Genomic DNA, 12,860 nt, shown 5'->3' on the forward strand with positions numbered 1-12,860 from the left:
GAATGGTAATATCACTACTGCTCCTATTTAGTTCGGCTTTGCTGGCAGGCTTAGCTGTGTTTTTCATTCCAAATCTAAATCTCCAAAGATTTAAGGTTGTATTGTCTTTTAGTGGTGCTTATCTGTTCAGCATTACTGTGATGCATATCCTTCCTGAGCTCTTCCTGGAATCAGGAGATATACGCTTTGCGGGAATTGCAGTGCTTACAGGCTTCTTTTTCCAAATGGTACTTGAATACTTTTCTTCAGGGGTAGAGCATGGGCATATTCATATCCATGATCATGAGCTTGGACATTCTCAAATTCCATACTCACTTTTAATCTCAATTTGTATTCATGCCTTTCTGGAAGGAACCCTTGTTGCTCATCCTTCGCACGGCCATAGCCATGGAGAATCACATACCTTGTTGTACGGATTGCTATTACATAAAATTCCGGAAGCTTTTGCGCTTATGTCAGTGCTTGTATTCTCTATGAGAAACAAGGTTATTGCAGTATTATTATTAGTGCTTTTTGCATTGGCCTCTCCGATGGGATTATTACTCAGTCATTGGGCCTTTGATCATGAATTCTTCGAACTGAACTGGTTTATCTTTTTATTTGGGGTAATCGCAGGTAACTTTCTTTATATATCTACCACGATCTTCTTTGAGACAAGCCCTAATCACAAGTTTAAAGCGAACAGACTTCTTGTTTCTGTGCTTGGTGCAGTTTCAGCAATAATTGCAGAATACCTTTTGTAAGCAAGACGTTGAACAAGAGCAAGAGAACTAATCATATTTCTAAAGATATATTTTCTTGCTCTTGCGGTTGCTTTCTTACTGAATATCGATATCAAGGTTTCCGTTCATCAGATCCTCGTCTTTTCCATTTACACTTGCCGGTACTTCTTTTGCCAAATCATCATCCAATTGCCGATCCGATGGTTTTCCGCTTGTCATTTGTTGCTCTTCCGCAGTAAAGCTAGCATCCATTGGAGCCTTTGCTTTGTTCTCTGCTATTACTTCATTTGCTAAAACGCGTGCTCTGTAAGAGTGATACAACGCCTTCTCCAGTTGATTTTCATTATAGTATTTTTTAGCAAGTCTTTCATGATTAACGGACTTACTTAGATTTCCATTAAATACTTTTGTCTTTTTTACAACCATGTGTGCAAAACCAATTGTGCGATTCGTCTTCAACAGGTAGTTTTTGACCTTCACTTTATCAACTGCAGGATTAGCAATAACTGAAGCCAATGTAAACAATGACAGAACTAAGCTGAAATACAATTGTCTGAACTGAATCATAGTCTTTTATTTTGTTTGGGAGATTAATACGAAAAAAAATAGAGGTAGATTCAAAAACAATAATTCGTTTTTCGAAAAACAAATCTCATAAACAATGAAAACCAGGCACATAAACCTAAAGAGAAAGTTTTTTTTATTCTGAAACTTATTCAGCCTTAAATTTAATCCCCTGAAGATCTGTCAGATTACAATAGATTTAACAAAACGACACTTCACCTCCAGTTCTTAAACACTAAATACCAACACCTTACATTCCCATCATGTAAATGGAACCCTCAGTAGCAAAATACGGTTTAAGTACTATATGCAATTCCTTAAATTTTTCAGAGAACAACTAGATACCTAAAGTCCCCTAATTAAACGGGACAAGGAAATTGCATTTTCCTTCTTTTCAAAACTCCCGATACAAATCAATGATAATAAAATCAATTATGAGCTTGTCTCAAAGGAATTCTATTGCCTGATGAGAAAGTGAAACTTGATTCAAATTCCATCCTCTTTCACTTATTCATCCGACAATAGCTTTTGAGGCAGCTTTCACCTCTAAATATATATTGTTATGAACTGGATATACCTTTCTCTCGCAATCGTGACAGAAGTTGTAGGCACAGTGATGATCCGATTTTCGAATAGTTTTTCGAAGATCATACCTACTATCTTAATGATAGCTTTTTATATCATTAGTTATTATTTCTTTAACCTGTCCATTAAAAAAATTGAGCTTGGAACTGCTTATGCTGTGTGGTCAGGCGTTGGCACTGCATTACTTACAGCAGTGGGGATGCTTGTTTTTAATGAAAGTATTTCTCTGAGCAGAGTTATAGCTATTGCACTTATTCTTATTGGAGTACTAATACTGAATTTATCACAATCCTCTTCTCAAGCTTAAATCGAGATAAGCATTAAAAAACACCTTTGATAATCAATCTATCAATAGATCTTAACCAAGATTAATATAGTGATTAACCGGATTTTTCAATGACTAATTCTAATTAGTCTTAAAAAAATGAAAGCACAACAATAAAAAAGCAGCTGTCAAAAGCTGCTTTTTTATTATCCCTAATATTTTAAGTATTAATTAAATCATTAAACTACTTTCAGCTTAACTATTTAGCCTAAAAAAGTAAACTGCTTCAGGAATCTCACGTCGTTCTCTGTGAACAAACGAAGGTCTTTGATCTGGTACTTAAGCATGGTAATTCTTTCAATACCCATACCGAAAGCATAACCTGAATATTTCTTTGAATCTATTTTTGCATTCTCAAGTACATTGGGATCTACCATTCCAGAGCCACCAATTTCCACCCAACCGGAATGCTTGCAGATATTGCAGCCCTCTCCTTTACAAATCAGACAACTGATGTCAATTTCCGCGCTAGGCTCCGTGAAAGGAAAGAATGAAGGCCTGAACCTAAGTTTGGTATCTTTCCCGAACATCTCTTTCACAAAGTGATAAAGGGTTTGCTTCAAATCTGCAAAGCTTACATTTTCATCTATATACAAACCTTCTACCTGATGAAATACACAATGCGCTCTCGCAGAGATTGCTTCATTTCTATATACTCTTCCCGGAGATAAAGTCCTGATAGGAGGCTTCTGACTTTCCATCACTCTTACCTGCACAGATGAAGTATGTGTTCTTAAAGCAATGTCAGGATTTTTCTCAATGAAAAAAGTATCCTGCATTTCTCTGGCTGGATGGTTAAGAGGAAAGTTCAGGGCAGTAAAGTTATGCCAGTCATCTTCAATCTCAGGACCTTCGGAAAGATTGAAGCCCATACGTTCGAATATCTGGGTAATTTCTTCACGCACCATAGAAAGAGGGTGACGCGTACCATTCAGATCAGGTATTCCAGGGAGTGTAAGATCCTTTCCTGAAGAAGCATTTTGAGAAGCTGCCTGTTCAAACACCTCTGTAAAGTGTAAAAGCTTGGCCTGAGCTGCATTTTTCAAAACATTCAGCTCAGCTCCTACCGCTCTCTTTTCTTCATTAGGCACCTGCTTCAGTAGGTCAAACAATTCCGTAACCTTACCTTTTTTGCTAATAAACGTTAGTCTGAATTTCTCAAGACTATCTTTAGTATCTATCTGAAATTGCTCTATTTCTTCCGAAACACCTTTTATCTTGTCTAACATACTATCTTGTTAAGTTAAAAGTTGAAAGTTATAAGTTGAAAGTTATCGGCCTTTCCAACCTTAAACCTTATACATTAAACTTTATTCTTTTGCTTTCTTATATTATCAATTTCTTTTGTTGGGGTTGAAAATTAATGACTAGTCTTTTCAACTTTATAATTTAGTCTTTAAGCTCAAAGTTACTTCACCTTACGCTCTATCTCACGAAGATTTTCCATTTTCTTATTTCTCAAGAACCCGTTAATATCTTCGAAATGCTCTTTCACTCTTTTATTTCCGAACTCAAAAACCTTTGTAGCAAGGCCGCTAAGGAAATCTCTGTCGTGAGAAACAAGTATGATAGTACCATCAAATGCAAGAAGCGCCTCTTTAAGGATATCCTTGGTTTTCATATCCAGGTGGTTGGTAGGCTCATCGAGGATCAGGAGATTTACAGGCTCTAAGAGTAATTTAATCATTGCAAGCCTTGTCTTTTCTCCTCCCGACAATACCTTAACTTTCTTAGCAGAAGCATCACCACCAAACATGAAGGCTCCCAAAATATCTCTGATTTTTGTTCTGATATCACCAACAGCTATATTATCGATCGTCTGGAATACCGTCAGCTCTTCGTCAAGTAAGGATGCCTGATTCTGGGCGAAGTAACCTATCATTGCATTGTGGCCCACTTCAAGCTTTCCGTCAAAATCAATTTCCCCCATGATAGCTTTTATCATAGTAGACTTACCTTCACCATTCTTTCCTACAAAAGCAATCTTCTCGCCTCTTTCAATAGTGAAGGATGCATCTTTAAATACAACATGATCACCATAAGTTTTACCCATTTCATTGGCAATTACAGGATAGTTACCTGAACGTGGGGCTGGAGGGAACTTAAGATTTAAAGATGAAGTATCCACCTCATCCACCTCAATTGGTTCCAGCTTTTCAAGCATTTTTACGCGTGACTGAACCTGAAGTGTTTTTGAATAAGTGCCTTTAAAGCGATCGATAAACTCGGTCGTGTCCGCAATAAAACGTTGCTGTTCGTCAAACGCCTTCTGCTGATGCTGACGACGCTCTTCTCTTAATTGCAGATAGTGAGAATAATTTGTTTTGTAGTCATAAATACGGCCCATTGTCACTTCAATGGTACGATTGGTAATATTATCGACAAAGGCTCTGTCGTGAGAAATGACCATCACTGCCTTTGCGCTGTTTACCAGAAAATCTTCCAGCCATTGAATAGATTCTATATCCAGATGGTTGGTAGGCTCATCGAGCAATATAAGGTCCGGAGACTGTAAAAGGATTTTAGCAAGTTCAATACGCATCCGCCACCCGCCGCTGAACTCGCTGGTAGGTCTTGTAAAATTCTCTCTCACGAATCCCAAACCCAGCAAAGTCTTTTCTACTTCAGCGTCGAAATTAATTTCTTCTATGGAATAATACTGCTCACTGACTTCAGAGACGCGTTCAATAATTTTATAGTATTCTTCAGATTCGTAATCTGTCCTTGTTTCAAGTTCCTTATTCAGAGCATCAATTTCCTTTTTCATATTGAGGATAGAAGCAAATGCCTTGGAAGTTTCTTCAAAAACAGTGCTATCGTCATCCAGTAGCAGGTGCTGTGGCAGGTAAGCAATAACAGCTCCGTTGGGTGCAGTTATTTTTCCTTTTGTCGGTTTATCTACACCGGCAATAATTTTTAACATGGTAGATTTTCCTGCACCGTTTTTTCCCATAAGGGCTATTCTGTCATTATCATTGATATTGAAAGTAACATCGCTGAAAAGTGTTCTGCCGCCAAAAGCTACTGTAAGTCCGTCAACTGAAATCATGGAGATTTTATAATAAAATTAAGGGTGTAAAGATACGTATTTTTCAACGATACCCGGGAATGAAAAATTCCGAATTTAGTCTACCGTGAAGATTTTATATCGGAATATTCCTACTGATTTGATTTATCTGAATGTATTTAGCCTGAAAAATAAGATTTTAAAAAAATATTTCCGAGATCAGACATTTTTAGACTTTTGCACAAATTAAATTCTAAAATCAGCTTTAACAGGTATTTAAAATAAAAGGTAAGCTTCTGATCCTGAAAAATATCAGGACCAGAAGTAATAAATTATGATTGAGAAATTAAAAGAGGAATCGGGGGAGGCGTTTTTTAAAATTATTATAATTATAGAAGCTGAATCTCTCCAATACTCTTGTCTTTATATTAATACTCAGACTCAGCAAGGATCCCTAAAAACAAAATTACTGGTCATTTCCAGAATTTATTTTTTAGTAGATAATCTTCAAAAATTTCAGCTTTTGGACAATTATTATTAATAATATAATGAAATTATCAGAATTCCTATAATTAACCTAGAGTTATATTCTATTATGTTACAATGGAAACCAGGAGAAGTTCAATTATATCTATTGCTTCTTTCAGCAACAAAAGCACTATTCTGAATATTGCCATTTTCAGAATCATAGATTAACTTGTAGAACGGAAAGCCTGAACTAGAAAATGGAAGAGATATTTATGCGACGTGCTTTCGACCTTGCAGCAAATGGTCGTGGAAAGGTTAGCCCCAATCCGATGGTTGGATGTGTAATTGTAAAAGACGAAGTCGTGATTGGAGAAGGCTGGCATATGGAATATGGAGGACCACATGCTGAAGTAAATGCCATCTCATCTGTTTCTGACAAAAACATGCTTGACGGAGCTGATATTTACGTGACACTTGAGCCGTGTGCACACTATGGGAAAACACCTCCTTGTGCGGAATTGCTAATTAAATATCCTTTCAGGAAAGTCATTATTGCCAATACGGATCCTAACCCACTAGTTGCAGGTAAAGGAATTCAATTACTGAGGGATCATGGGATGGAAGTGGCAACTGGTATATTAAGTGCATATGGAGACAAGCTGAATGCTCGTTTTTTTACATTTATTCAGAAAAAAAGACCTTATATAATCCTGAAATGGGCAGAAACTTCTGATGGCTTCGTCGCGCGCAACGATTATTCATCCAAATGGATAAGCGGAAAGATTTCAAGGAAGTTGGTACACAAATGGAGAACAGAGGAGGACGCTATTGCGGTTGGGAAAAATACGGCATTGTATGACAATCCTCAACTAAATACCCGCAACTGGCCCGGCAAAAATCCGGTAAGAGTTTCTATTGACCGAAATCTTGAATTGCCTTCCAATCTTAACTTATTCGATGGCTCTCAAAAAACTTTCTGTTATAATCTTTTTAAAGATGAAGAAAGCAACAATGTCACCTACATAAAACTTCCTGAAGAGAATTTTATACGAGCTTTGCTTGACGATCTGCATAGACGTAAAATTCAATCGATTATTATTGAAGGAGGTTCTGTTCTTTTAAATCTGTTCATTTCAGAGGGACTTTATGATGAAATTAGAATATTTAAGTCTCCACATTCGTTTGAAAATGGTATACCTGCTCCGGGTATGAGAGGCAAACCTGAAGATATAATTAAGATTGAGGAAGATGAACTTTGGGTTTATTATAAAAGATAAATTACCTGAAGTATGCAGCAAGTTTTAAAATCATATCTTAAAAAGTTAACGAATCTTACCGGTCAGAACAAGTCATTGCTCATGCTCAGGCTTACAGCTTCAGACTTGGATCTGCATGATCTTGATTTTGTTTATCAGAAACCTTCATTTGATATCCTGGGCCAGCTTATTGCCGGAAAGACAGAAATAAATCTATGTGAAATTGCAGATAGCCGTAATGAAAAAATAAACGAAGCCAGCTCCAGACTTAAGAAGATACAAAGGCAAGATGCTTTGGTTTTTGAGGAACGCGGAGCTAAAGATCTTTATGTTGGTTATCCATTTGTAAAAGGGAAATTACTGGATGGAACTTTGGTTAGATGTCCTTTGCTTTTCTTTCCTGTTAATATCCTTCACAATGGATTTACATGGAAGCTTGAATTCAGGAAAGACCTGAACATATCTTTTAACAAAAGTCTACTGCTTGCTTATATACATTTCAATAAAATAGCTCTTAGCGATGAATTGATTGAAGAAGACTTTGATGATTTCAGCAGAGATCCCCTGGCCTTTCGCACAGCATTATATGAATTGCTTAAAGAGAGCCCAATCTCTTTAAACTTCAATCAGGACCTTATGGCTGATAAGCTTACTTCATTCAAAGAATATACAAGAGAGGACTTTGAAGAAAATCATTTTAACGGAGAGTTAAAACTATTTCCGGAAGCTGTTTTGGGAATGTTTCCTCAAGCGGGCTCCTACCTTGTTCCCGATTATGAATGTATTATAGACAGAAATGAATTCAAAGATTTAAATTCATTCTTTGATACAAAGGCTAATGTTTCAGATGAACTACCCGTTTCCAATGGAATAAAAATAAAAATAAAAGAAGAACAAACTTTTACACCTTTCCCGCTTGATGGGTCTCAGGAGAATGCTATCAAGACGGTAAAGTCCGGACGGTCTGTCGTTGTGCAAGGACCTCCGGGTACAGGTAAATCTCAGTTTATATGCAACCTCATCTGCGACTTTATTGCAAGAAGAAAAAAAGTATTGCTTGTTTCTCAGAAACGTGCAGCTCTTGATGTTGTTTATGAAAGACTCAGGCAAACTGGCATAGAGTCTTTTCTATGCCTTGTTCATGATTTTAAAAACGACAGAAAAACAATTTACTCTAAAATTGAATCACAGATTGACAGGCTTGATGAGTATAAAGTAGAAAACAGCAGTCTTGATGCAATGTCTCTTGAACGTAACTTTCTGCAAATAAGCAGAAGGATTGATCAGGTTTCTGAAGAACTGGAGAGTTATAAAAAAGCCCTGTTTGATGAAAAGGAATTTGGCATTTCCGTAAAACAATTATATCTCAAAAGTGATCCTGAAAAAGAATTAATAGATTTAAAGGATGAATACAAGTTCTTTACACAGCAAACTCTTGAGGCATTTTCAACAACATTAAAATTCTATTATCAATACAACTCTTTCAGACAAGATAATTATGTCTGGAAGGATCGGAAATCGTTTGCGAACCTGTCTAATACAGATCAAAGAGAGATTAAAAAACTTATTGATAGTATTCCTGTCTATGTTTCAGACCTGCTTGAAGAGGTTAAATCACTCACAGGACAATCCTTAACACTTTCCGATATAGTTGTGGTTTCAAATAACCAGAAAAGTATAGCCAAATTTCTGGAATTATTAAATGATAAGGACATTTTTGAATCTTTTATTTTTTTACAAAACAAAAAAACAGATGTAAGTTGGCTGAGACAAAAAGAGCAGGAAATTGAAAAATGTTTCTCTCAAGGTGAAATAGAAACCAGCTTACCTGATCAAAGACTTCATACTATCCTTCCAGTTATAGATAAAGCCCGAAAAGCACAACAGAACATCTTTACAAGAATCATCTGGAATGTTTTTTCGAAAAACAAAGCAGAAATAGTAAAAATTCTTGCTAACAATGGATTAAAGACTGACAGTTACGGATTGGAAGAACTATCCAAAAGAATTTATAATAAAATCCTATATAAAAAAATCATTGGCGAACTGAATGACTGTTCATGGGTTTCACATGTACCGGATTCTATCAATATTACGACTTTTAGAAATTGGTTCGACAATCTGTATAAAGCTATAAAGCTCCTGAAGAGCTTTAATATAGGAGGATTAAAAAAATATGTTTCTGTAAATTCTTCTCATGACGACTTCATTAGTAATTGGAAAAAGCTGATAGCAATAACCAATGCATATCAAAAAGAACAGAAAGTATGGTTAAACCACCTTACAATTTCGCAGATCGAAAGAATAATACAAGACAATACTTTTGCTGAAGCCCTGCAAATAAACTTGAAGAAGGATTTCGACTTTCTCAAGGAAATGGATGAACTTGAAAACACGCTCACTTCTCATGAGAAAACTTCTCTTCAAAAGCTTTTATCACAGGAACCTGAAGATGGTACTAAAGCACTTGAAATATTCAAGAATAGTCTTTACCTGGAATGGATAGATCATATAGAGAATAAGTATCCTGTATTAAAGGCAGCAGCCACTTTTAAGCTTGAACAGCTGGAAAATGAACTTATAAGCTCCATTGATTCAAAGTTAAAAATCAGCAAAGAAATACTGCTATTAAGAGCCAAAGAAAGAACATATAATGCAGTACAGTACAACAGATTAAGCAACAGGATAACATACAGAGAGCTTAAACATCAGGTCAGCAAGAAAAAGAAGATCTGGCCGTTGAGAAAACTAATTCAGGAATTTCATGAAGAATTGTTTGAACTGATCCCCTGCTGGATGGCTTCACCGGAATCTGTTTCAAGTATTTTTCCACTTGATCCATTATTTGATATAGTCATCTTTGATGAAGCGTCGCAGTGTTTTGCTGAGCGAGGTATACCTTCAATGTACAGAGGTAAACAGATTGTTATTGCCGGAGATGAAAAGCAGCTCAAGCCAGCAGATCTTTATCAGGTGAGGTTTGATGATGAAACGGATGATCATCCTGATGCAGAAGTTGAATCTCTTTTGCACCTTGGCCAGAATTACCTAATGCAGGTTTATCTCCAAGGACATTACAGAAGTAAAACAAATGCTTTAATTGAATTTTCCAACCATCATTTTTATAAGGGCAGACTAAAAATGATTCCGGATAAAAATGATATAAACAGTAATGATACTGCAATAAAATTCATTAAACTCGATGGTTTGTGGGAGAAACGTGCCAACATGGAAGAAGCATCACATATTGTTATGCTTGTTCAAAAACTGCTGAAAGAAAAGAAAAGCATTGGAGTCGTTACATTCAATTACACACAAGCTTCCTTAATTCAGGATTTATTTGATGAACAAACAACTTCTGGTGCAATGGCATTACCGGATGATTTCTTTGTTAAGAATATTGAAAATGTGCAGGGAGATGAAAGGGACATCATTATCTTTTCGATCGGTTATGCCAAGGACCAGAAAGGCCGACTGGCAATGCAGTTTGGCGCACTGAATATGGACGGAGGTGCCAACAGACTGAATGTTGCTATTACCAGAGCAAAGGAAAAGATTTATATTGTTTCAAGCATTTTGCCCTCTGAAATGGATGTGAGCACCACTAAACATGAAGGGCCTAAGTTACTGAAAGCATATCTGCAATATGCTCATACCATCTCCGAAGGTAAAGCGAAACAGAATATCTCAATGCCTGACAAAAACTCGGATATCTATCTTTCAGCTATAGTCAAGAGGCTGGCCGAGAAAGAGCTTAAGAACAAAACAATTACCAATGAATTTACATTTTCTGATCTTTTAATTGCAGAAAACAATCTATATCGTTCATTAGTATTAACAGATGATAATTTATACTTTCAATCTGTTTCGATAAAAGATTTTCATGCTTATCTGCCGATGACTTTGAAAAATAAAAACTGGAGTTATCTTAAGCTCAACAGCCGTCAGTACTGGTCAGACCGAAATCAATTCAAAGATAAAATAGTAACACACATCAAACATGATTAAATTAAGTATCATTGCAGGTCTGACTGCTATGACAAGCTTGGTTAGTCCAGCGGGGAAAGACTGCACGGGTTTTGGCTTTCAGGAAGTAGTTTATACTTTCAAACAAACAGGCACTATGCCTCCACAGGTGAATGAAAGTTCCAGCATCACCCATGGATCTGCCAAAGACTTATTTTATACTAATAACGATTCAGGAGGAAAACCTGTCGTGTATGAAATAGATAAAAAAGGTACACTAAAAGACTCTATAGTAATACCTGATGCAAACAATATAGACTGGGAAGATCTGACTAGAGATGGATCAGGAAATCTATGTATCGGAGATTTCGGCAACAATAACAATAAACGTAAGAATCTAAGGATTTATAAATACAATCCTGTTTCCAAGACTACGGATATTGTATTTTTCGCCTATGAAGACCAGGAAAGTTTTCCTCCATTAAAAGGTGAAAGAGACTTTGATTGTGAAGCATTTGTATGGTATAAAAACAACTTTTACCTATTCTCTAAAAACAGAACTAGTAACCCGGTAAAGGTTTATATGGTTCCCGATGAATCCGGAGAGCAGGTAGCAAAGAAAGTTGCCGAAATACCATTGGAAGGCATGATCACCAGTGCAGCTCTAAATAAAGATAACACTCAGCTTGCATTATTATCCTATGGAAGGATCTACATATTCAAATCAGAAAATCAAAAAGAGCATTTGAGTCTCACTCCCCAATATTGTACACCATTTGCAATGGGAATTCAGTCGGAAGGTCTAGAATATTTAGAAGGCAATAAGCTACTCATATCCAATGAACAGGGAGATATTATTGAAGCAGAGTTAAGTAAGCCTAAGGATACAGGGAAGACAAAAACAAGTAGTCAAAAGAAATAAAAAAATCTGGGTTAATAAATGAACCATAGCTCCATTTATTAACCCAGATGCAAAAGTTTTTTTAAAATTCTTATTAACTATAATAACTTAGAAATAATCTCATCAACAGAAACTCCGTCTGCCTCCGCTTTAAAGTTTCTGACTATTCTATGTCTTAATACAGAAGGGGCAATAGCCTTAACATCTTCTATATCCGGAGAATATTTATTATGCATCAAAGCATTGCATTTTGCAGCAATAACAAGGTATTGAGAGGCTCTTGGACCAGCACCCCACTCAAGATATTTTTTACTTATTTCAGGAGCATGCTCACTTTTTGCTCTTGTTTTATGAACCAGCTTTACGGCATACTCAATCACATTATCAGGTACCGGTACCTTTCTTACAAGATCCTGATAAGCAAGAATCTGATTTCTATCCAGAACTTTGTTAGCAATAGGGCGGTTTGCCGTTGTAGTATTTTTAACTATTGATAGTTCAGACTGATAAGAAGGATAGTCCAGAAACAGGTTAAACATAAACCTGTCAAGCTGGGCTTCAGGAAGAGGATACGTCCCCTCCTGCTCTATCGGGTTCTGGGTTGCAAGCACAAAAAACGGCTTCTCCAGATTATATATATTACCTGAAACAGTTACAGAAAACTCTTGCATAGACTCAAGCAATGCTGACTGAGTTTTAGGAGGAGTACGGTTTATTTCATCTGCCAGAATGATATTGGCAAAGATAGGTCCTTTTACAAACTTAAAGTTTCTGTTATTATCAAGCGTTTCAGAGCCTACGATATCCGAAGGCATCAAATCGGGAGTAAACTGAATACGTTTAAAATTCAGGTCTAGTACCGAAGCAATGGTATTGATAAGCAAAGTCTTTGCGAGACCTGGTACACCAACTAAAAGACAGTGCCCCTGACAAAAAATTGCTGTGAGAACAAGATTTACAACATCCTCCTGACCAATAATTACTTTAGATATTTCAGCTTTAAGCTTTTTACTCGTGTCAAAAAATTCATCTGCCAGAGCCACTTCAGATTTTTGCGCTTCCATGT

Annotated in this window: 9 protein-coding genes; 5 read left to right on the plus strand and 4 right to left on the minus strand. The window is 36.4% G+C overall.

Features of this window, described 5'->3' with window-relative positions:
* The first annotated feature begins 2 nt into the window (after window positions 1–2).
* Window positions 3–743, plus strand: a complete 741-nt coding sequence (locus MYP_RS22105) for a ZIP family metal transporter (protein ID WP_045468569.1) — start codon at window positions 3–5, stop codon at window positions 741–743.
* A 75-nt stretch (window positions 744–818) separates the two neighbouring features.
* On the opposite strand, the gene MYP_RS22110 is transcribed toward MYP_RS22105, so the two are convergent.
* Window positions 819–1,289 (minus strand): hypothetical protein, encoded by a 471-nt coding sequence (locus tag MYP_RS22110; protein ID WP_052430435.1) that lies wholly within the window; start codon window positions 1,287–1,289, stop codon window positions 819–821.
* A gap of 559 nt (window positions 1,290–1,848) precedes the next feature.
* Here MYP_RS22110 and MYP_RS22115 point away from each other — a divergent pair.
* Window positions 1,849–2,178 carry a DMT family transporter gene (locus MYP_RS22115; protein ID WP_045468571.1) on the plus strand — a complete coding sequence of 110 codons (330 nt, stop codon included), beginning with the start codon at window positions 1,849–1,851 and terminating at the stop codon, window positions 2,176–2,178.
* Between the two features lie 221 nt (window positions 2,179–2,399).
* On the opposite strand, the gene MYP_RS22120 is transcribed toward MYP_RS22115, so the two are convergent.
* Together MYP_RS22120 and MYP_RS22125 are read right to left on the minus strand one after the other, a co-directional pair.
* Entirely contained in the window at window positions 2,400–3,425 is a 1,026-nt protein-coding gene (locus tag MYP_RS22120) for a phenylalanine--tRNA ligase subunit alpha (protein ID WP_045468574.1), read from the minus strand.
* 179 nt (window positions 3,426–3,604) lie between these two features.
* The gene (locus tag MYP_RS22125; RefSeq protein WP_045468577.1) at window positions 3,605–5,245 is read right to left on the minus strand and encodes an ABC-F family ATP-binding cassette domain-containing protein; all 1,641 of its coding nucleotides are present in this window, start codon (window positions 5,243–5,245) and stop codon (window positions 3,605–3,607) included.
* A 698-nt stretch (window positions 5,246–5,943) separates the two neighbouring features.
* Here MYP_RS22125 and ribD point away from each other — a divergent pair.
* From ribD to MYP_RS22140, 3 genes are read left to right on the plus strand one after another with little or no spacing between them, the layout of a single operon-like run.
* Entirely contained in the window at window positions 5,944–6,948 is a 1,005-nt protein-coding gene (gene ribD, locus MYP_RS22130) for a bifunctional diaminohydroxyphosphoribosylaminopyrimidine deaminase/5-amino-6-(5-phosphoribosylamino)uracil reductase RibD (RefSeq protein ID WP_231570082.1), read from the plus strand.
* Window positions 6,949–6,960: 12 nt separating this feature from the next.
* The gene (locus MYP_RS22135) at window positions 6,961–10,935 is read left to right on the plus strand and encodes an AAA domain-containing protein (RefSeq protein WP_045468583.1); all 3,975 of its coding nucleotides are present in this window, start codon (window positions 6,961–6,963) and stop codon (window positions 10,933–10,935) included.
* Window positions 10,928–11,815, plus strand: coding sequence for a hypothetical protein (locus MYP_RS22140; RefSeq protein ID WP_045468586.1), 888 nt, complete (start codon window positions 10,928–10,930; stop codon window positions 11,813–11,815). The genes MYP_RS22135 and MYP_RS22140 overlap by 8 nt, the downstream gene beginning before the upstream one ends.
* 77 nt (window positions 11,816–11,892) lie before the next feature.
* Here the strand turns inward: MYP_RS22140 and MYP_RS22145 are convergent, their stop codons facing one another.
* On the minus strand, window positions 11,893–12,858 hold the full coding sequence (locus tag MYP_RS22145; protein WP_045468589.1) for an AAA family ATPase: 966 nt from the start codon (window positions 12,856–12,858) through the stop codon (window positions 11,893–11,895).
* Between the last annotated feature and the right edge of the window lie 2 nt (window positions 12,859–12,860).

The sequence above is a fragment of the Sporocytophaga myxococcoides genome, assembly GCF_000775915.1.
Lineage (GTDB): Bacteria > Bacteroidota > Bacteroidia > Cytophagales > Cytophagaceae > Sporocytophaga > Sporocytophaga myxococcoides_A.